Raw genomic sequence first — 19,332 nt, 5'->3', positions numbered from 1 at the left:
CGGCTCCGGCGTGCCTGCGCCGGGGCCTTTATGCTACACTGCGCGCCTGTTTTTTTGCTTGTGGTACGCTCCGTGGCTCAAACCTCTGCCTATCTTCCTGATGAATTTCTCGCGCAAATGCGCGAGGTCATGCCAGACCATCTCTCATTCGATGATTTTATCGCTGCCTGCCAGCGCCCGCTGCGCCGCAGTATTCGCGTCAACACGCTAAAAATTTCTGTCGCTGACTTTTTGGCCCTGGTTGCGCCCTATGGCTGGCAGCTGACGCCGATTCCCTGGTGCGCCGAAGGGTTCTGGATCGAGCGGGATGATGAAGACGCGCTACCGCTTGGCAGTACCGCGGAGCACCTGAGCGGGATGTTTTATATCCAGGAAGCCAGCTCGATGCTGCCCGTTGCGGCGCTCTTTGCCGATGGCGAATCGCCACAGCGCGTGATGGATGTGGCCGCAGCGCCGGGCTCCAAAACGACGCAGATAGCGGCCAGAATGGGTAACCGGGGCGCTATCCTTGCTAATGAGTTTTCCGCCAGCCGGGTAAAAGTATTGCACGCCAACATCAGCCGTTGCGGTATCAGTAACGTGGCGTTGACCCATTTTGATGGCCGCGTGTTCGGCCAGGCGCTGCCGGAAATGTTTGACGCGGTGCTGCTGGACGCCCCCTGCTCCGGCGAAGGCGTGGTGCGCAAAGATGCCGGCGCGTTAAAGAACTGGTCGGTTGCCAGTAATCTGGAGATCGCCGCCACGCAGCGCGAACTTATCGACAGCGCGTTTCATACGTTGCGCCCAGGCGGGGTGCTGGTCTATTCCACCTGTACCCTTAACCGTGATGAAAACGAAGCGATTTGCCACTGGCTTCAGGCGCAATATCCTGATGCTGTCGAGTTCCTTTCGCTGGATACACTGTTTGACGGCGCATCGGACGCGCTCACCGCAGAGGGCTTTTTGCATGTCTTCCCGCAGATCTACGATTGCGAAGGCTTTTTCGTGGCGCGCATCCGTAAAACAGCAGCGATCCCTGCCCTACCAGCGCCAGGCTATAAAGTCGGCAATTTTCCTTTCGCCCCGCTGAAAGCGCGCGAGGCCGCTCAGGTCGTCGCTGCCGCCGCCGCAGTTGGGCTGCAGTGGGGCGATGAACTGCACGTTTGGCAGCGGGATAAAGAACTCTGGCTGTTTCCGGCGCAGATTGAAGCGCTCATCGGAAAAGTCCGTTTTTCACGCCTCGGTATTCGCCTCGCTGAAACGCATAACAAAGGTTATCGCTGGCAGCATGAGGCGGTTATCGCCCTTGCCGGGCACGATAATCCGCTGGCGTTTCCGCTGACGCTTGCAGAAGCCGAAGAGTGGTATCGCGGGCGGGATATTTACCCGCAGGCCGCACCAGCCCGCGACGACGTGCTGGTCACTTTCCAGGGGCAACCCCTGGGGTTGGCCAAAAAAGTCGGTTCACGCATAAAAAATAGCTATCCGCGCGAGCTGGTACGCGACGGGCGTTTGTTTGCCGGGCTTGTCTGAGCGCTTTTTAAAAACAGCATCTTTTGACTGGCGGCTTGCTCTATGTTGTACCAGGCTGAAATAGGGAGTGCTTTACTGGTCATACCACATTTCAGTAATCAACGGAGAGCATTATGACGAAAACCAGCGTACGCATCGGCACGTTTGAAATTGATGATGCCGAGCTGCAAGGAGAGACGCAGGGAGAACGCACGTTACATATTCCATGCAGTTCTGACCCGGATTTATGTATGCAGCTTGATGCATGGGACGCGGAAACCAGTATTCCGGCGATCCTGGATGGCGAACACTCTGTGCTTTATCGCGACCGCTACGACGAGAAAAACGATACCTGGATTATGCGTCTTGCCTGATCCACTCGAAACCCGTCCACGAGACGGGTTATTTACCTGCCTGATTTCCCTTGCTTAAATTCATCTCCTACACTTAACGTTACAAAGTACGGTAACGAGGATGGCATGTACGCGCTGGTTTTATTCGTTTGCTACCTGGATGGTGGATGTGACGACATTGTGGTTGATGTGTTTAATACGGAACAACAGTGCGAATATGCAATGCGCGACCAGCGTATGCGGCACGGTGGTTGTTACCCGGTCGAGGACTTTATTGATGGTTTCTGGCGCCCGGCCAGCGAATACAGCGATTTTTGATTATTGCAGTTGCACCAACGTCAGCTCGCCGCTGAACACCGCGCCGGTATCAATGTAGTGTAAGTTGAATCTGTTGAAGCGCTGCTTAAGCGGCGTGTGACCAAACCAAAAGTGATCCGCGCCGGAAATCCCCTCTCCCTTTCCATCAAGTAACTGATTCAGCCGGTCGCGGCGCCACAGCACGGATTCACGGTCTACCGCTTTCCCCCACTGATATTCAGCTGATGGATAATCCGCATGCGCAATGACGTGCACGCTCTCGCCGCAGTGTAACTCCATGATATAGGGTAGCTCATCACAGTGGTGCAGTGCCTGTAAGGCCTGCTGCTGCTCTTGCTCATCCAGCGCGGTAAACCAGTTGCCGCCATTTAACTGCCACATCCCCCTGTCGCGATCGCGTAACGCATCGAGAGCCATCTGCTCATGATTGCCGCGAACCGTTTTAAACCAGGGTTTTTGCATTAATTGCAGGCAATGTAAGCTGTCGGGCCCGCGATCGATTAAATCCCCGACGCAGAGCAGCAGGTCACTGTAAGGGTCAAAATGGCGCTCGCGTAAGCACTGCATTAACAGGTGATGGCAACCATGCAGATCGCCCACAACCCAGATATGCCGCCAGTCTGAGCCATCAATACGTTTGTACATATTATTCCCCCTGCTTTTAGTATAGCGAAAAGGGGGCCGGAAGCCCGACCGTTCCCGAAAAAATACGTGAAACTGTTGGGGGGACAGACGCTCACAAATGTTTCGAACAACAATATAACCCCGCCCTTATTTATAATATTCTTTAGCTGTTCATATAAACATTTAATACCAGAGCTACACACTAGCCGTTAATAAAAAATCATAAAGCTTCCCTGCTCCCCCCAAACAAACTAAAGTGCCAAAAACACCTCTGATAAATTAAATTTTTTATATGTTTTTTCTTTGATAGCTCCAGTTGATATCATGTCATTCATTTCCTGCACAAAATAATTAATATCATCGCATTTATTATTATCAGGCAGATCGACGTAATTATAATCCCACCATTTTATTTTCAGTAGCTCATCAATGATTTCAGGCCCAAATCTATACCTGATAATTTTTGCAGGAACTCCTGCTACAATCGCATAGGGCGGTACATCTTTAGTAACGACGGAATTAGCCGCAACCACAGCTCCATCGCCAATGGTAATTCCACCTTTCAATACAACGTCATTCCCGATCCAGACATCATTTCCTATAATCAGTTTTTTAGGTCTGGTTATAAATTTTTTCAATACCCATGGGCGGTTAAACTTCTCCATAGCAAACTTATCGAACTCACCATTATAAGTAAGCATGTGCGTTGTGAAGCGATCCATTGGATGATCGCCACCCATGACTTTTACATTAGATGCAATGCTACAAAACCGACCAATAACAACATTGCCTGAGAAATGACATGTTGGAAATGAAAAAGCACCAACGCTACAGAAACTTTTGACCGGCATCGTTGAAAATTGCTCAACGATGACATTATTTTCAATTCTAACTTTATCCCCCTTCGAAAGAAGCACTCTATTTCTTTCTTTATAAGGCTTTTCCCCTCGATGGTTCAAAAAAATATCGTTGTCCTGACAAAATTCATAATGCTTTTTCGTCCATCTAAAAACATAACTCTTATTTTTATCTTCCGTAAAATTGAACAACTTAGTTTTCATATTATTAGATTTAAATTTCAAACAAAAACAATAAAGATTTTATTTTATCATTTCAACCATTCATTATCAAAGGCGTATCTTACTCTGAACTTATCTCAAATAATATATGCTATATATGTTAACGTAATTTTACCAGGGTGATACTCATGCTCTAAGCAACCCTGATATTTATAAAAGTCCGGGCACATGAACATGTCGTTTCACCTTAAACATGTCCCGGATAATATAGACGAGAACGCCTGAGGTCTGCGGCCTCGGCAGAGAGCTTTATGAAGCGGCCCCACTCCCTGAGAAAATGCCTGAAATGTACCAGGGCAAGCGCCGAAAGGGTACGCTGTTATTGAAATTTTGCATGTAAAAATGTTATGTATGTTTTTGGTGTGATATAAAGAGAAAAGGTCAGAACGCAGGATTTCGGGTCTTGCCTTAAACCCATTGATTTAAAATGAGTTTAAAAAAAGACCGAATACGATTCCTGTATTCGGTCCAGGGAAATGGCTCTTGGGAGAGAGCCGTGCGCTAAAAGTTGGCATTAATGCAGGCTAAGTCGCCTTGCCCTTTAAGAATAGATGACGACGCCAGGTTTTCCAGTTTGCAGCAAAAGAGGCGGGGAAATTTAGGTTATCGTTACGCTCAGAAATGCTAAAACCGCAAGACTTGTTGTTACAGGCTTGCGGTTTTTATCTTTATATCAAGTGGTTAGAAAAAATTCTTAACAAAGTTTTTCTGCCCGCTCAATAAAAGGCGCGAGGCTCTTCTTTTCACCCGGGCGGTTCGGATCGTCAATTTGAATAACGCTGATCGGTTGAGCGTTGCTTTGACCACTGGCCACCTGCTGTTCAGCCACCTCATTAAGCGGATATTGCACCAGCGTGCCCGGATTTATGACAAATAGCGCCTTGCCCGGACGGCAGGTCAGCATCACCTCTTCGCGGTTAAACGCCCACTTATCTTTCCCGATTTCAAAACGGCTGACGGTTATCACCTGTGGTGCCGCCAGCGCAGCACCTGAACATGTCAGCATTAACAATACTAATAAACTCTTTTTCATTCTTTCCGCCAGGTTCAGTCAAAACGGCTCCCAGGTCGCAAACAGGCTGACCGTAGCCAGTACCAGCGCACCGAGACCCATTTCAGCCCATGTCATATAAAAAAAGAAACGCCGCGCGGTCGCGCTTTTGAGGCTCAAACGAGGCACCAGAACATACCGGTTCACCAGCGCAATTACCACCATCAGCGCCACAAGCGCACATTTCACCAACAATAAACGCCCCCATGCGCTATGCCAGGGCAGCATCAGCCCCTGAATCAAAAGCGTATTAACCACACCGGTTAGCAGAACGCCTGCGACGGCAAAATGGCCGTACAGAGAGAAACGCATCATGGTGTAGAGGGCTGCGGTCTGCCATTGTCCCCGTGCCAGGCGTTGGCATAACAGCAGCGGCAACAGACCGCCCAGCCAAAACGCCGCGCATAATAAATGCACAAGCTGATTACCCCGTTGCACTACGCCAGGCATACCGTCACGCATGGCGGCATGGCCGATGCCTGCCGCCAGAACAAATTGTAGCGTCACCAGCAACAGGACTCGTTTTTGCTGCTGCGATTGTAGCAAGGCCGCCACCAGCGTCAGCAAGGCGATAATGATTTGCCACGCCAGGGCTGTACCCGTTTGCGTACCCACAACAGCCATCCAGGTGACCGGTCGCCAGATATCGTTCCAGCCGTCACCCATCATCCCGCCCTGCCAGGCATACATCAACGCCGCACTTAAAACACAGACACATAAACAGGATTTCTGCAAAATAAGAGAGCGTTGAATAAGCACGGGGCGCAAGTTGCGCGGGGCGAGCCACGCGCTGAATAGCGCGCTGCCAAAAATCAGCATCAGGGCTGCGAAATGGATAAACCGAAGCCCGACATATCCAGCGGCCAGCATTGTCACTTCACGGTAAAATGATACTGGCCGTGGGTTTTGTGCCCGTCGACAGAAACAACGTGCCATTTCACGGCATATTTACCCGGCGTCAGCGGCTGCTCCAGCGGGACGATCATCTGCTTTTTATCTTTCTCGTTGCGCTTTGCGCTGCCCGTGCGAATAACTTGCTGTTGCGGCCCCGTTAATGTCAGCCCGCTGAACGTTGGTTCGATACCTTCTGAGAAATTCAGCGTCAAAGCCTGGGGTGCTGCGACGACTTGCGCATCGGCTGCAGGGTACTGACCTTGCAGGTGCGCATGAGCGAAAACAGAGGTGGCGATGAACAGACCGGAGAGAAGTGTCGCTGTTTGCAGGCAACGTAGGGAAAAAACAGGCATATACTGCATTCCTTTTTGTTATGCATAATGCCAGAAGAATAACGCTGTATACCTGGTGCGTCGAGTATCATCGCTGCGGCACTTGTCTTTCTGCGACAGGCTTAGTAACTTTTGCCGCATAAATCGAGGAGAATGTCATGATTACCAATCTTGCCCGACTGGATCAGGCTGAAATGGACAAGGTCAACGTTGACCTTGCCGCTGCGGGTGTTGCCTTTAAAGAGCGTTACAATATGCCGGTGATTGCCGAAGCCGTTGAGCGCGAGCAACCGGCGCACCTGCGCGACTGGTTTCGTGAACGCCTGATTGCTCATCGTCTGGCCTCCGTCTCCCTTTCCCGCCTGCCTTATGAGCCGAAAGCGAAATAATCATGCTGCGTGTGATAGATACAGAAACCTGCGATCTGCATGGCGGCATTGTGGAAGTCGCCTCTGTGGACGTGGTTGACGGGCAAATCGTCAACCCGATGAGCCACCTGGTGCGCCCGGACCGGCCCATCAGCGCACAGGCTATGGCGATCCACCGCATCACGGAGTCAATGGTCGCCGATAAGCCCTGGATAGAAGAGATCGTGCCGCATTATTACGGCAGCCAATGGTATGTGGCGCACAATGCGAGCTTCGACCGCCGCGTGTTGCCGGAAATGCCAGGCGAGTGGATTTGCACAATGAAGCTGGCGCGTCGCCTGTGGCCTGGGATCAAATACAGCAATATGGCGCTGTATAAATCCCGCAAGCTGAGCGTGCAGACGCCTGCGGGCCTGCATCATCACCGCGCGCTCTATGACTGCTATATCACCGCTGCGTTGCTTATCGATATTATGCAGGTTTCGGGCTGGACGCCGGAGGAGATGGTGACCATTACAGGCCGCCCGGCGCTGATGACCACCTTTACGTTCGGCAAGTATCGCGGCAAAGCCGTTGCTGAAATAGCCGATCGCGACCCGGGGTATTTGCGTTGGTTATTTAATAACCTTGAGCGTATGAGCCCCGAGCTGCGTCTGACTCTCAGGCATTACCTGGGAGAAGATTAAGGCATGTCTGGTCTGGGCAGCGTTCCCTGGGCCAGGGCAATAAGGAATGTGTACTCCAGCGCAACGCCTTCGTAAGATTTAAACCGCCCGGACTTCCCGCCATGGCCGGTATCCATATCCGTACACAGTAGCAGCAGATTGTCATCGGTTTTGTATTCGCGCAGCCTGGCAACCCATTTCGCCGGTTCCCAGTACTGCACCTGCGAATCGTGCAAGCCGGTGGTCACCAGCATATGTGGGTAATTCTGCGCCTGAATATTATCGTACGGGCTGTAGCTTTTCATATAGTGGTAGTAAGTTTCATCCTGTGGATTCCCCCACTCCTCAAACTCCCCGGTCGTCAGGGGGATAGATTCATCCAGCATTGTCGTCAGCACGTCAACAAACGGAACCTGAGCAACCACGCCATGGAACAGCGCAGGACGCTGGTTAATCACGGCACCGATGAGCATCCCGCCAGCGCTGCCGCCCATGCCATAACAGAAGAGCGGCGAGCCGTAGCCCTGCGCCAGCAATGCATCGGTGACGTCAATAAAGTCGTTGAACGTATTTTTCTTATTGAGGAATTTACCGTCTTCATACCACGACTGCCCCAGATCGCCCCCACCGCGCACATGCGCAATGGCACAAACGAAACCACGGTCCAGCAGGCTAAGACGGCTGCTGCTGAAATCCGCATCCTGGCTGGCACCGTATGAGCCATAGCCGTAAACCAGCAGCGGGTTTTCCCATGCGCGAAAATGCTTATGGTTATAGACCAGCGACACCGGCACTTCGACGCCATCGCGCGCCGTGATCCACAAGTGCTCGCTGCGATACAGACTTGCGTCAAAACCCGGCACTTCCATCTGTTTGAGCACGCGCCGCTCGCCGGTATCCATATCCAGTTCAAACAGCGTGTCCGGCGTGGTCATTGACGAGTAGCCATAGCGCAGGCGCGAGGTTTCCGGTTCCGGGTTGTAGGCAAGCCAGGTCACATAGGCCGGGTCATCAAACGCGATACCGGTGACTTCGCGGGTTTTACGGTTAATCTGACGCAAGCTCGTCAGACCACGCTGACGTTCTTCCACCACCAGCCAGTCGGTAAACAGGGTAAAACCTTCCAGCATGATGTGTTCCCGCGCCGGGATGAGCACTTCCCAGCGACGCTCGTCACGAACTTTGGTGCGATACAGACCAAAATTCTTCCCCTCGCGATTCGAACGCAGGTAAAAGGTGTGCTGGTAATGATCCAGGCTGTATTCATGATCCCTGCGCCGGGGCAGGAAGCAGAGCGGCTGCGCATCCGGTAATTCCGCATCAAGCAGCAGAACCTCGCTGGTCGTGGCGCTCGACAAATGGATGGTGATGTAATGCTGCGACGTCGTTTTGCCAAGACCAACGTAAAAGGTTTCATCCAGCTCTTCATAGACCAGTTCATCTTCCTGCGAAGGCGTCCCGACGGTATGACGCCACACCTGGTAGGGAAGTAAGGTGGTGGGATGCTTGCGCACATAGTAGAGCGTTTCGGAATCATTCACCCAGACAAAGCCGGGCGAGACATTATCCAGCAATTCCGGATACCAGTTCCCCGTGGACAGGTTGCGAAAGCGCAGACCATACTGCCGACGGGAGAGGAAATCTTCCGCAATCGCCATAATGCAGTTGTCCGGCGAAACGGCCATACCGCCAAGGGTGTAAAACTCACTGTGCGCGGCACGCTGGTTTTCATCGAGCAGCACCTGCCAGTCGTCCCACTCAGCGCTCAGTACTGACTGGCGCTGATAGATGGCGTATTCACAGCCCGGCTCATAGACGTGCCGATAGCGGTAGCCGTTTTTGACGTAAGGCGCAGAAACTTCACGCTGCGGGACGCGCCCAACCAGTTCTTGCAGTACCTGATCCTGTAACGCCTGTTGTGACGCCATCACTTCGCGCCCATAGTCGTTCTCTTCATGCAGGTAATCAAGGACATCTGGCCGCGAGCGCGAGTCGTCCCGTAGCCAGTAATAGTTGTCGATGCGCGTATCGCCATGCATGGTCATGGCGTGCGGGATTTGTTTTGCTTTTGGCGGCATAGCACTGTTCTTTTTTTGTTGCACACCACTTAATGGTGGCAAAACCCACGCGTGATGCAAGCGAAACGCCAGTTATCTTATTGTGGCAAAGCGCTTTTCTGCTGCTTCAGATCCTGTTCAATGCCGTCACGCACATCCTGCGGAATGTTCAGCGCATCGCCGAGCGCATTCAGATAACTGCGTTCCATAAAGTGATCAATATCGATAGCCGCACAGCTCAAAAAGTAGAGTTCCAGCGCCTCTTCTTCGTTCTGCACGCCTTGCGCCAGGCGCTGCGGATCCAGCGGTTGCTCAATAGCCTGTGCGATAAGCGCCCGCCCCTGCTCTTCAACACCCGCGTCGCGCAACTGTTGTTCGATAGCCGCGCGCTCCTGGTCATCAATATGCCCGTCGCTTTTCGCCGCAAAGACCAGCGCCAGGATTAAGCGCTCGGTGCGCACGTCCAGCGGTGAACTGTGCTGACCGAATTGCGGCTCGCCCTGATGCGCGGCACGCACGCGATCTTTGTATTTGTTCCACAAAACGGTGCCCGCCAGCGCCCCGCCGCCCACCAGCAACGCGCTGGTGCCATATTTGGTCAGCAATTTACGCGAAGATTTATTGGCAACGAGCAGCCCGGCGAGACCACCCAGCGCGCCCGGCAACATTTTCTCCAGCCCCTGCCCGCCGGACGATGCAGCTGCTCCGCCTTTCTGACCGAGCAGCGACTGTAATTGATTTAACCAGCTCATATTCCCCTCGCTTAATGATGGTAAGTCTTTAGCTTAAGCGAAGGGAATGTCAGGAAATGTCTGCGACTGCAAAAGATGGGAAAATAGCCTCACTGAGCAGACTGATAGGTTGCGCTTCCCGCTTTGCAGTCAATAGCAACGCGATAATGGATATCGGTATTTTTACCGCGCACGGTTAAAGGAACCGTCCATTTATCGTCCTTACCGACTATCTCTTTCGCATTTATCCATGCCACCGGATCCGCCTGCCCCAGCGTTTTTTGATCGTCTGCCCAGCGCACGATGCGATTTTGCAGATAATCACGCTTTACGCTGGCAGCAATACCTTCGCTGTCCAGCCCTTCACAGGTGGGGAATTTCACCGTTTTTTCTGCGGCGGCCTGCGCGACCATACTGCCTGCCAGCAAAAGCAGACCCGTGCAATATCCTGCTAAATTCATGCTTTTTCTCCTGGTCCATAGCCCACACAAAGCATGGTACAAATTGCTGGCAGTGCAAGGTCAGGCGGCTTTCTCGCGTTTCGTTGCGCGTTTGATATCGACGGCGTCGCCTTCGGTTTCATCGCCTGACGCCGCGAGTTCGCTGGCATCCTGCGCGCCGGGCAACTTGCCCGATTTCAGAATAGTACTGAGTGCATCTTTATGCTCAGCAAGCCACAACGCCATGCTATCGCGATGCTCATCTTCCAGCGCGACCGGCGCACTACCCAGCCACTCGCCGAGAACGTCGGCCAGATCGAGCATTTTGTCGTAAGCGTCTGCTTCCTTTTTGCTGGCAAAAGACATTTTTTCCTCACCTTCGCGAATGACTACGTATTTAACTTCTACCGCCATGATACAGCCTCATTTAACTGTGTATTTATACAGCATAATAGCGCGATGAAAAAACGACCGCAAGTGATAAAAGACATACGCAAACGTTTTCGTATATACTGCGCGCAGTTTTTTTTGCCAACGGTAAGATGCTCTATGACTCTTTTAGGTACAGCGCTGCGTCCCGCAGCAACCCGCGTAATGTTGTTAGGTTCCGGTGAGTTAGGTAAAGAAGTGGCCATTGAATGCCAGCGGCTGGGCATTGAAGTGATTGCCGTCGACCGTTACGCCGACGCGCCAGCCATGCATGTGGCGCACCGCGCACATGTCATTAATATGCTGGATAGCGATGCGCTAAAAGCGCTGGTTGCCGAGGAGAAGCCAGACTTTATCGTGCCGGAAATCGAAGCTATCGCCACCGACGCATTGCTGGAGCTTGAGGCACAAGGCCAGCGCGTGGTGCCCTGCGCCCGCGCAACGCAGCTGACGATGAACCGCGAAGGCATCCGTCGTCTCGCCGCTGAAACATTGCAGTTGCCAACGTCATCCTACCGTTTTGCAGATAGCGAGGCGGCTTTTCGCCAGGCGGTCGACGCGATTGGCTTCCCTTGTATTGTGAAGCCGGTGATGAGTTCTTCCGGTAAGGGGCAGAGTTTTATTCGCCGTCCTGACGAGCTGGAAAAAGCCTGGAACTATGCCCAGCTTGGCGGTCGAGCTGGTGCCGGGCGCGTGATTATAGAAGGCGTCGTGCCGTTTGATTTTGAGATAACCCTGCTGACAGTCAACGCCGTCGATGGCGTGCATTTTTGCGCACCTGTCGGGCATCGGCAGGAAGACGGCGATTACCGGGAGTCGTGGCAGCCGCAGCAGATGTCGCCGCTGGCACTCGCCCGCGCCCAGGAAATCGCCAGCAAAGTGGTGCTGGCACTCGGGGGATATGGCCTGTTTGGCGTTGAATTATTCGTTTGCGGCGATGAGGTTATCTTTAGCGAAGTCTCCCCGCGCCCGCACGACACGGGCATGGTGACGCTGATTTCACAGGATCTGTCTGAGTTCGCACTGCATGTTCGCGCATTTCTCGGCTTACCGATTGGCGCAATCCGCCAGTACGGCCCTTGCGCCTCTGCGGTGATTTTGCCACGGCTGAGCAGTCAGAATGTGACGTTTGATAATCTGCATAATGCGCTTGCTGCGGATGTTCAGCTGCGTCTGTTTGGTAAACCGGAAATCGACGGTTCGCGCCGCCTGGGCGTGGCGCTGGCAAGGGCAGAAAGCACAGACGCCGCGGTAGCGCGCGCGGTTGCCGCTGCTGCTGCGGTGAAAGTCAACGGGTAAAAAAAGCCCGGCGCGCTGGCCGGGCGATAAACGTACAGAAAACGCGTTACTGCTTCGCGCCTTCTACGGCTTCACGAGCCAGTTTGGTGATGCGATCGTAATTGCCCGCTTCCAGCGCATCTGCCGGTACCAGCCAGGAACCGCCGATGCACAGCACGCTTTTCAGCGCCAGGTAGTCACGGTAGTTCGCTGGAGAGATGCCGCCGGTCGGGCAGAAACGCACCTGCGAGAACGGACCGGCAATCGCCTGCAGCGCTTTTGTGCCGCCATTTGCTTCCGCCGGGAAGAATTTGAACTCTTTCAGGCCGTAGTCCATACCCAGCATCAGTTCAGAAACGGTGCTGATGCCCGGGATCAGCGGAATGGTGCCTTCGGTTGCGGCTTTCAGCAACGGCTCGGTCAGCCCAGGGCTTATCGCAAACTGGGCGCCCGCTGCGGTGACTTCGGCCAGCTGCTGAGGGTTCAGCACCGTACCGGCGCCCACAATCGCGTCCGGCACCTCTTTGGCGATAGCGCGAATAGCGTCGACGGCACAGGCAGTACGCAGGGTCACTTCCAGTACGCGAACACCACCTGCAACCAGCGCTTTGGCCATCGGTACGGCGTGTTCCAGTTTGTTCACTACGATAACCGGGACTACCGGGCCTGTGGTCAGGATTGCTTCTGCACTCGTTTTCCAGTTTTTCATCAGAGTTTTTCTCTCGCCAGAACTAAATCTTGTCGTCTTAAAAAGTGATACAGGTTGCGCCCTGCTCCGCACCGGAGAGTTTTTCCCGCAGTGCACCAAACATTTCACGCCCTGTGCCAACGCGCATCGCACTCAGGTCAGGGATATGCGGTTCGCGGGCGGCCAGTTCGCTTTCATCTACCAGCAGCGTTAACTCGCCTGTTTGCCCATTGACGCGAATGATATCGCCGTCGCGCACTTTTGCCAGCAGCCCGCCATCCCAGGCTTCGGGGGTGACGTGGATTGCCGACGGCACTTTTCCTGATGCGCCTGAAAGCCGTCCATCGGTGACTAAAGCAATTTTGAAACGGCGGTCCAATAATACACCAAGTGGCGGCATGAGTTTATGTAATTCTGGCATTCCGTTCGCTTTTGGTCCTTGATGGCGAACAACAACCACGCAATCCCGGTCCAGAAGCCCGGCTTCAAAAGCAGGCAAAACGTCATGCTGGCTTTCAAAAACCACCGCTGGCGCTTCAATAACCTGGTTTTCGACCGGTACCGCAGAGGTTTTCATCACCGCGCGCCCCAGATTACCACTCAGTACTTTGGTGCCGCCATGCGGTGAGAACGGGGAGTCGATGCTGGCAATGACGTTGGCATCCAGCGAAGCCGCTGCGCCCTCACGCCAGTCCAGCTCGCCATTATTCAGCCACGGTTCCAGGGTGTAACGCTGCAAACCGAACCCGGCGACAGTGTCAACATCTTCATGTAGCAGCCCACCTTTGAGCAACTCACGCATCAGCACCGGCACGCCACCCGCCGCCTGGAAGTGGTTAATATCTGCCGGGCCGTTCGGGTAAAGTCGCGCCATCAGCGGCACCACATCAGAAAGATCGGAGAAATCATCCCAGTTAATGATGATACCTGCTGCACGCGCCATCGCGACCAGATGCATGGTGTGGTTCGTTGAGCCGCCGGTCGCCAACAGAGAAACAATACCGTTGACCACTACTTTTTCGTCGATCATTTTGCCAAGCGGCATCCAGGTGTTGCCGTTACCCGTCAGGCGCGTTACCTGGCGGGCCGCCGCTTCAGTCAGCGCCTGGCGCAGCGGTGCGTCCGGATGCACAAACGAGGAGCCGGGTAACTGCATACCCATAAACTCAATAACCATCTGGTTAGTGTTTGCGGTGCCGTAAAAAGTGCAGGTGCCCGGCGCATGGTACGAGGCTGCTTCGGACTCCAGCAGCGCCATGCGGTCGACTTTCCCTTCCGCGTACAGCTGGCGGATGCGCACTTTTTCTTTATTAGCAAGGCCGCTGGACATCGGGCCGGATGGGACAAAAATGGCCGGAAGATGACCAAACGAGAGCGCAGCCATCGCCAGACCAGGGACAATTTTGTCGCACACGCCCAGATACAGCGCGCCATCAAACATATTGTGCGACAGCCCAATGGCAGCCGACATGGCAATGACTTCACGGCTGAGCAACGAAAGTTCCATACCATCCTGCCCCTGCGTCACGCCGTCACACATCGCCGGTACGCCGCCCGCCACCTGGCCGACCGCATTCACCGAGTGCAGCGCTTTGCGGATTATCGCCGGGTAGGTTTCGTACGGCTGATGGGCTGAAAGCATGTCGTTGTAAGACGTAATGATGGCAATATTGTTACGCAGCATGCTTTTCAGCGACGCTTTATCGTCAGGCTGGCAGGCGGCAAACCCATGCGCCAGGTTACCGCACGCCAGCGTGGAGCGGCGTACCGTATCGCTTTTCGCCTGTTCAATCCGCGCAAGGTAGGCTGAGCGTGTTTCACGCGAACGTTCAATAATGCGTTGTGTTACGCGTAACATTGTCGGGTTCATAGAGGCTCCTGAAATTTATCTGTCCGGGGAGAATAATCGCCCATTGACTGACATCATCTTCGCAGGTCAATGCGGCGTTCCCCGTAGTGCAAAATCGCTTCAGCCAGTGTAATAAAAAAAGCCCCGCTGGTGAATCCAGTCGGGGCCAGAAAGATGAAAAATTGTGCAGATATCTGTGTTAGATCATGTTACCGGTAAAATAACACGTCGTTTGGCAGAGGCTGGCTATTCGAACTCGTTCCATGAACGCCCGTCGCGGGTGATCATCGCAACCGACGCAACAGGCCCCCAGGTACCGGCCTGATAGGGTTTTGGCGCATCGTTATCTGCCGCCCAGGCTTCGGTGATGGAGTCCACCCACTTCCACGCTTCTTCCACTTCATCGCGGCGCACAAACAGCGCCTGGATGCCGCGCATCGTCTCCAGCAGCAGGCGCTCATACGCATCCGCCAGATGGGTCTGATTGAAGGTTTCTGAGTAGCTGAGGTCGAGTTTGGTGATTTGCAAATTATGTTTGTGATCCAGCCCCGGCACTTTATTCAGCACCTGAATATCCACCCCTTCGTCCGGTTGCAGACGAATAGTGAGTTTGTTCTGCGGCAGATCCTGCCAGGACTCTTTAAACAGGTTCAGTTCCGGCGTTTTGAAATACACCACGACTTCAGAGCACTTGGTCGGTAAGCGCTTACCGGTACGCAGGTAGAACGGTACGCCAGCCCAGCGCCAGTTATCGATATCCACACGGATAGCGACGAACGTTTCGGTGTTACTGGACTTGTTAGCGCCCTCTTCTTCCAGGTAGCCCGGCACTTTTTTACCCTGGGCGAAACCGGAGGTGTACTGGCCGCGCACCGTTTTCTCGCGCACGTTGGTGCGATCGATACGGCGCAGGGATTTCAGCACTTTTACCTTCTCATCACGGATGCTGTCGGCGCTCAGATCGGACGGCGGCGACATCGCAATCATGCAGAGGATCTGCAACAGGTGGTTCTGGATCATATCGCGCATCTGCCCGGCCTGGTCGAAATAGCCCCAGCGCCCCTCGATGCCCACCTCTTCGGCCACGGTAATCTCTACGTGATCGATGGTGCGGTTATCCCAGTTGTTAACAAACAGTGAGTTGGCAAAACGCAGCGCCAGCAGGTTAAGGACCGTTTCTTTGCCCAGATAGTGGTCGATACGATAAACCTGGCACTCTTCGAAGTATTCGCCCACCTGGTCGTTGATTTCACGCGAGGTCGCAAGGGATGTGCCGAGCGGCTTTTCCATCACCACGCGCGCCGGTTTCGCGTTCAGTTTCGCTTCGCCAAGCCCCTTGCAAATCGCGCCGAAGGTGCTCGGCGGCATGGCGAAATAGTTGATAGTCGTGCGGTTCTCCTGGTCGAGCATATCGCCAAGACGGGTGAATGCTGCCGTATCGTTGACGTCCAGATTGCAGAAATCCAGGCGCCCGCTCAGCGTATCCCAAAGCTTCTCGTCGATTTTTTCCTTCATAAAGGTTTCGAGCGCTTCGCGCACCACTTTGGTATAGGCTTCTTTATCCCAGTCAGCACGCCCCACACCCAGGATGCGCGTATCCGGGTGGATCTGGCCTGCTTTTTCCAGTTGATACAGGGAAGGCAGCAATTTACGGCGTGCGAGGTCACCCTTCGCGCCGAAAATGACCAGGTCACATGCCTGGGCTGTTTGCGTTACCGCCATGTCATTCTCCTCAGTTGGCTATCCTGGTGCTTCAGCCAGGCTTTAGTTGTAATTTTATTACAATACACTGTACTGCTTTTACGTTATTACCGAAACCGCTACGCCTTATCAGGATGTGCGTTCTCAAGTGTTGTGAGAATTTCTGTCTTTTCGCCCTAAAATCGCCGGGGATTTGCCCGACCCGCAGGGGGGTAAAATCCGACTCTGATCATGTTATGAAAAAAAACAACAACATTTTTCGTTGCGCCTTACTTTTCTATGCTGCGCAGAGTTAATATCTCAGCATCGCATCACGATTCCATCTATTGATGAAATCGCTTTACCATGAGCGCCCTATTACCCATGAATATGCTGGAAAAAATCCAGTCCCGGCTGGAACACCTGAGCAAATCCGAACGTAAAGTCGCGGAAGTGATCCTTGCCGCGCCTGAGCAGGCTATTCACTCCAGTATCGCGGCGCTGGCGCAAGACGCGTCGGTTAGCGAGCCAACGGTAAACCGTTTCTGCCGCAGCCTTGATACCCGTGGATTTCCCGATTTTAAACTGCATCTTGCGCAAAGTCTCGCAAACGGCACGCCCTATGTTAATCGCAATGTCGATGAGGATGACAGCGTCGAAGCCTACACCGGCAAAATTTTCGAGTCGGCGATGGCGAGTCTTGACCATGTGCGGCAATCGCTGGATATGACGGCGGTTAACCGCGCCGTTGACCTGCTTACCCAGGCTAAAAAAATCGCCTTCTTTGGCCTGGGATCGTCTGCGGCCGTTGCCCACGACGCCATGAACAAGTTTTTCCGCTTCAATGTGCCGGTTGTCTACACTGACGACATTGTGCTGCAACGCATGAGTTGTATGAATTGTAGCGATAATGACGTGGTTGTGCTGATTTCACATACCGGGCGCACCAAAAGCCTGGTGGAGCTGGCGCAACTGGCGCGGGAGAACGACGCTATGGTGATTGCATTAACATCGGCAGGCACGCCGCTGGCGCATGAAGCAACGCTTGCGATTACCCTTGATGTCCCTGAAGATACAGATGTGTACATGCCGATGGTATCAAGGCTTGCGCAATTGACGGTGATTGACGTGCTGGCGACGGGTTTTACCTTACGCCGGGGGGCAAAATTCAGGGATAACTTGAAGCGAGTCAAAGAAGCGCTGAAAGAATCGCGCTTTGATAAGGATCTCCTTATCAAAAGTGATAACCACTAATAGTTAATAACAAAGCTGTACTTATTACGCTGTTCGGCCAGGCGCTTACGTTTCACCGCAGCGCGGTATATGACCGAATTTACTTTTAGTTCACACAACACCTGGTTGTTTCAGTCAACGGAGTATTACATGTCCAGAAGGCTTCGCAGAACCAAAATCGTTACCACGTTAGGCCCGGCAACTGACCGCGATAATAACCTTGAAAAGGTTATCGCTGCTGGCGCGAACGTAGTACGAATGAACTTCTCTCACGGCACACCGGAAGATCATAAACTGCGCGCAGATAAGGTGCGTGAAATTGCGGCAAAACTGGGACGTCATGTTGCTATCCTCGGCGATTTACAAGGGCCTAAAATTCGGGTTTCGACCTTTAAAGAAGGCAAAGTTTTCCTTAACGTCGGTGACAAATTTCTGCTTGATGCCAACCTGGGTAAAGGCGAAGGCGATAAAGAACAAGTCGGTATTGATTACAAAGGGTTGCCCGCCGATGTGGTGCCGGGCGATATCCTGTTATTAGATGATGGCCGCGTCCAGCTAAAAGTGCTGGAAGTTCAGGGTATGAAGGTGTTCACCGAGGTGACCGTCGGCGGGCCGTTATCGAACAATAAAGGCATCAACAAACTGGGCGGCGGCCTTTCCGCCGAAGCGCTGACCGACAAAGACAAAGCAGATATCGTCACCGCCGCGCTGATTGGCGTGGATTATCTTGCCGTCTCCTTCCCGCGCTGTGGCGAAGATCTGAACTACGCTCGCCGTCTGGCGCGCGATGCAGGCTGTGATGCAAAAATCGTCGCCAAAGTGGAGCGTGCCGAAGCGGTATGCGATCAGGACGCGATGGATGATGTGATCCTGGCCTCCGACGTGGTGATGGTTGCCCGTGGCGATCTTGGTGTTGAAATCGGCGACCCGGAGCTGGTCGGTATTCAAAAAGCGCTGATCCGCCGCGCCCGCCAGCTCAACCGCGCGGTGATTACCGCCACCCAAATGATGGAGTCGATGATTACCAACCCGATGCCGACCCGCGCAGAGGTGATGGATGTCGCCAACGCCGTGCTGGATGGTACCGATGCGGTGATGCTCTCGGCAGAAACCGCGGCGGGCCAATACCCTGCCGAAACCGTTGCCGCCATGGCGCGCGTTTGCCTGGGCGCAGAGAAGATCCCGAGCATTAACGTGTCTAAACATCGCCTGGATATTCAGTTCGATAATGTGGAAGAAGCGATTGCGATGTCGGCGATGTACGCGGCCAACCACTTAAAAGGTGTCACCGCCATCATCTCCATGACCGAGTCGGGCCGTACTGCGTTGATGACCTCACGTATCAGCTCCGGCCTGCCGATTTTTGCCCTCTCCCGCCATGAACGCACCCTGAACCTGACCGCGCTGTACCGTGGCGTGACGCCGGTGTTCTTCGACAGCCCGAATGATGGCGTCGCGGCGGCAAATGATGCGGTTAATCTGCTGCGTGATAAGGGTTATCTGGTCTCGGGCGATCTGGTGATTGTTACCCAGGGCGACGTGATGAGTACCATTGGCAGCACCAATACCACGCGTATCCTGACCGTCGAGTAATCAGGCGGTTGAATGCAAAAGGCCTCTCATGCGAGAGGCCTTTTTTTATTTCTTGACCCGTCCTGAATAGCGTTGACACATTCCTGACTCAAACCCGGAGAACGTGATGATGACTGAGTTCAAACGCACCCAACGCGATTATCCTCTATCCTTTAAAATAGCCGTTGTTGAGCAGATCG

Annotated in this window: 20 protein-coding genes; 8 read left to right on the top strand and 12 right to left on the bottom strand. The window is 53.6% G+C overall.

Annotation, left to right across the window (positions count from 1 at the left end; genetic code table 11):
- Positions 1-72: 72 nt before the first annotated feature.
- The 3 genes from rsmF to ACTU3N_RS17175 all read left to right on the top strand — a co-directional run bounded on the left by rsmF (position 73) and on the right by ACTU3N_RS17175 (position 2,162).
- A complete protein-coding gene (gene rsmF / locus ACTU3N_RS17185) occupies positions 73-1,512 on the top strand; it encodes a 16S rRNA (cytosine(1407)-C(5))-methyltransferase RsmF (RefSeq protein WP_443087338.1) in 1,440 nt (479 codons plus the stop codon).
- A 113-nt stretch (positions 1,513-1,625) separates the two neighbouring features.
- Positions 1,626-1,865: a YebV family protein gene (locus ACTU3N_RS17180; RefSeq protein WP_443087337.1), complete on the top strand. Its 240-nt coding sequence runs from the start codon at positions 1,626-1,628 to the stop codon at positions 1,863-1,865.
- 105 nt (positions 1,866-1,970) lie between these two features.
- Positions 1,971-2,162: a YebW family protein gene (locus ACTU3N_RS17175; RefSeq protein WP_443087336.1), complete on the top strand. Its 192-nt coding sequence runs from the start codon at positions 1,971-1,973 to the stop codon at positions 2,160-2,162.
- Here the strand turns inward: ACTU3N_RS17175 and pphA are convergent, their stop codons facing one another.
- The 5 genes from pphA to yobA all read right to left on the bottom strand — a co-directional run bounded on the left by pphA (position 2,163) and on the right by yobA (position 6,163).
- Complete coding sequence (pphA, locus tag ACTU3N_RS17170) at positions 2,163-2,807, bottom strand: protein-serine/threonine phosphatase (RefSeq protein ID WP_443087335.1); 645 nt, start codon at positions 2,805-2,807, stop codon at positions 2,163-2,165.
- Between the two features lie 230 nt (positions 2,808-3,037).
- Positions 3,038-3,847: a CatB-related O-acetyltransferase gene (locus ACTU3N_RS17165; protein WP_443087334.1), complete on the bottom strand. Its 810-nt coding sequence runs from the start codon at positions 3,845-3,847 to the stop codon at positions 3,038-3,040.
- 712 nt (positions 3,848-4,559) lie between these two features.
- The gene (locus ACTU3N_RS17160) at positions 4,560-4,898 is read right to left on the bottom strand and encodes a YebY family protein (RefSeq protein WP_443087333.1); all 339 of its coding nucleotides are present in this window, start codon (positions 4,896-4,898) and stop codon (positions 4,560-4,562) included.
- Positions 4,899-4,916: 18 nt separating this feature from the next.
- Positions 4,917-5,786: a copper homeostasis membrane protein CopD gene (copD, locus tag ACTU3N_RS17155; protein ID WP_443087332.1), complete on the bottom strand. Its 870-nt coding sequence runs from the start codon at positions 5,784-5,786 to the stop codon at positions 4,917-4,919.
- A 2-nt stretch (positions 5,787-5,788) separates the two neighbouring features.
- Positions 5,789-6,163, bottom strand: a complete 375-nt coding sequence (gene yobA / locus ACTU3N_RS17150; RefSeq protein ID WP_443087331.1) for a CopC domain-containing protein YobA — start codon at positions 6,161-6,163, stop codon at positions 5,789-5,791.
- Between the two features lie 137 nt (positions 6,164-6,300).
- Between yobA and ACTU3N_RS17145 the strand changes: the two genes are divergently transcribed.
- On the top strand, positions 6,301-6,531 hold the full coding sequence (locus ACTU3N_RS17145; protein ID WP_443087330.1) for a DNA polymerase III subunit theta: 231 nt from the start codon (positions 6,301-6,303) through the stop codon (positions 6,529-6,531).
- Positions 6,532-6,533: 2 nt separating this feature from the next.
- Positions 6,534-7,196 carry an exodeoxyribonuclease X gene (gene exoX, locus ACTU3N_RS17140; protein WP_443087329.1) on the top strand — a complete coding sequence of 221 codons (663 nt, stop codon included), beginning with the start codon at positions 6,534-6,536 and terminating at the stop codon, positions 7,194-7,196.
- Here the strand turns inward: exoX and ptrB are convergent.
- The 4 genes from ptrB to ACTU3N_RS17120 form a co-directional block, all read right to left on the bottom strand.
- Positions 7,193-9,253 carry an oligopeptidase B gene (gene ptrB, locus ACTU3N_RS17135; RefSeq protein ID WP_443087328.1) on the bottom strand — a complete coding sequence of 687 codons (2,061 nt, stop codon included), beginning with the start codon at positions 9,251-9,253 and terminating at the stop codon, positions 7,193-7,195. The two genes, exoX and ptrB, sit on opposite strands and share 4 nt — an antisense overlap.
- A gap of 77 nt (positions 9,254-9,330) precedes the next feature.
- Entirely contained in the window at positions 9,331-9,984 is a 654-nt protein-coding gene (locus ACTU3N_RS17130; protein WP_443087327.1) for a tellurite resistance TerB family protein, read from the bottom strand.
- Between the two features lie 89 nt (positions 9,985-10,073).
- Positions 10,074-10,424, bottom strand: coding sequence for a protein YebF (gene yebF / locus ACTU3N_RS17125; RefSeq protein WP_443087326.1), 351 nt, complete (start codon positions 10,422-10,424; stop codon positions 10,074-10,076).
- A gap of 60 nt (positions 10,425-10,484) precedes the next feature.
- A complete protein-coding gene (locus ACTU3N_RS17120; protein ID WP_443087325.1) occupies positions 10,485-10,817 on the bottom strand; it encodes a YebG family protein in 333 nt (110 codons plus the stop codon).
- A 135-nt stretch (positions 10,818-10,952) separates the two neighbouring features.
- Between ACTU3N_RS17120 and purT the strand changes: the two genes are divergently transcribed.
- Entirely contained in the window at positions 10,953-12,131 is a 1,179-nt protein-coding gene (gene purT, locus ACTU3N_RS17115; protein ID WP_443087324.1) for a formate-dependent phosphoribosylglycinamide formyltransferase, read from the top strand.
- 46 nt (positions 12,132-12,177) lie between these two features.
- Here the strand turns inward: purT and kdgA are convergent, their stop codons facing one another.
- The 3 genes from kdgA to zwf form a co-directional block, all read right to left on the bottom strand.
- Complete coding sequence (kdgA, locus tag ACTU3N_RS17110; RefSeq protein ID WP_443087323.1) at positions 12,178-12,819, bottom strand: bifunctional 4-hydroxy-2-oxoglutarate aldolase/2-dehydro-3-deoxy-phosphogluconate aldolase; 642 nt, start codon at positions 12,817-12,819, stop codon at positions 12,178-12,180.
- A 37-nt stretch (positions 12,820-12,856) separates the two neighbouring features.
- The gene (gene edd / locus ACTU3N_RS17105) at positions 12,857-14,668 is read right to left on the bottom strand and encodes a phosphogluconate dehydratase (RefSeq protein WP_443087322.1); all 1,812 of its coding nucleotides are present in this window, start codon (positions 14,666-14,668) and stop codon (positions 12,857-12,859) included.
- Positions 14,669-14,893: 225 nt separating this feature from the next.
- Positions 14,894-16,369, bottom strand: a complete 1,476-nt coding sequence (gene zwf / locus ACTU3N_RS17100) for a glucose-6-phosphate dehydrogenase (protein WP_443087321.1) — start codon at positions 16,367-16,369, stop codon at positions 14,894-14,896.
- A gap of 342 nt (positions 16,370-16,711) precedes the next feature.
- Here zwf and ACTU3N_RS17095 point away from each other — a divergent pair, with 342 nt between their 5' ends.
- Together ACTU3N_RS17095 and pyk are read left to right on the top strand one after the other, a co-directional pair.
- The gene (locus ACTU3N_RS17095) at positions 16,712-17,581 is read left to right on the top strand and encodes a MurR/RpiR family transcriptional regulator (protein ID WP_443087386.1); all 870 of its coding nucleotides are present in this window, start codon (positions 16,712-16,714) and stop codon (positions 17,579-17,581) included.
- 129 nt (positions 17,582-17,710) lie between these two features.
- The gene (pyk, locus tag ACTU3N_RS17090; protein ID WP_443087320.1) at positions 17,711-19,153 is read left to right on the top strand and encodes a pyruvate kinase; all 1,443 of its coding nucleotides are present in this window, start codon (positions 17,711-17,713) and stop codon (positions 19,151-19,153) included.
- The last annotated feature ends 179 nt before the right edge of the window (positions 19,154-19,332 follow it).

Source organism: Vagococcus sp. WN89Y (assembly GCF_052220145.1).
Lineage (GTDB): Bacteria > Pseudomonadota > Gammaproteobacteria > Enterobacterales > Enterobacteriaceae > Kosakonia.
This window is presented reverse-complemented; position numbering and strand designations above follow the sequence as displayed.

Bases quoted from the DNA above. Each gene is read 5' to 3' on its own strand.
- ACTU3N_RS17180 (WP_443087337.1), top strand. From the start codon at position 1,626: ATGACGAAAACCAGCGTACGCATCGGCACGTTTGAAATTGATGATGCC.
- ACTU3N_RS17175 (WP_443087336.1), top strand. From the start codon at position 1,971: ATGTACGCGCTGGTTTTATTCGTTTGCTACCTGGATGGTGGATGTGAC.
- pphA (WP_443087335.1), bottom strand. From the start codon at position 2,807: ATGTACAAACGTATTGATGGCTCAGACTGGCGGCATATCTGGGTTGTG.
- ACTU3N_RS17165 (WP_443087334.1), bottom strand. From the start codon at position 3,847: ATGAAAACTAAGTTGTTCAATTTTACGGAAGATAAAAATAAGAGTTAT.
- ACTU3N_RS17160 (WP_443087333.1), bottom strand. From the start codon at position 4,898: ATGAAAAAGAGTTTATTAGTATTGTTAATGCTGACATGTTCAGGTGCT.
- copD (WP_443087332.1), bottom strand. From the start codon at position 5,786: ATGCTGGCCGCTGGATATGTCGGGCTTCGGTTTATCCATTTCGCAGCC.
- yobA (WP_443087331.1), bottom strand. From the start codon at position 6,163: ATGCCTGTTTTTTCCCTACGTTGCCTGCAAACAGCGACACTTCTCTCC.
- ACTU3N_RS17145 (WP_443087330.1), top strand. From the start codon at position 6,301: ATGATTACCAATCTTGCCCGACTGGATCAGGCTGAAATGGACAAGGTC.
- exoX (WP_443087329.1), top strand. From the start codon at position 6,534: ATGCTGCGTGTGATAGATACAGAAACCTGCGATCTGCATGGCGGCATT.
- ptrB (WP_443087328.1), bottom strand. From the start codon at position 9,253: ATGCCGCCAAAAGCAAAACAAATCCCGCACGCCATGACCATGCATGGC.
- ACTU3N_RS17130 (WP_443087327.1), bottom strand. From the start codon at position 9,984: ATGAGCTGGTTAAATCAATTACAGTCGCTGCTCGGTCAGAAAGGCGGA.
- yebF (WP_443087326.1), bottom strand. From the start codon at position 10,424: ATGAATTTAGCAGGATATTGCACGGGTCTGCTTTTGCTGGCAGGCAGT.
- ACTU3N_RS17120 (WP_443087325.1), bottom strand. From the start codon at position 10,817: ATGGCGGTAGAAGTTAAATACGTAGTCATTCGCGAAGGTGAGGAAAAA.
- purT (WP_443087324.1), top strand. From the start codon at position 10,953: ATGACTCTTTTAGGTACAGCGCTGCGTCCCGCAGCAACCCGCGTAATG.
- kdgA (WP_443087323.1), bottom strand. From the start codon at position 12,819: ATGAAAAACTGGAAAACGAGTGCAGAAGCAATCCTGACCACAGGCCCG.
- edd (WP_443087322.1), bottom strand. From the start codon at position 14,668: ATGAACCCGACAATGTTACGCGTAACACAACGCATTATTGAACGTTCG.
- zwf (WP_443087321.1), bottom strand. From the start codon at position 16,369: ATGGCGGTAACGCAAACAGCCCAGGCATGTGACCTGGTCATTTTCGGC.
- ACTU3N_RS17095 (WP_443087386.1), top strand. From the start codon at position 16,712: ATGAATATGCTGGAAAAAATCCAGTCCCGGCTGGAACACCTGAGCAAA.
- pyk (WP_443087320.1), top strand. From the start codon at position 17,711: ATGTCCAGAAGGCTTCGCAGAACCAAAATCGTTACCACGTTAGGCCCG.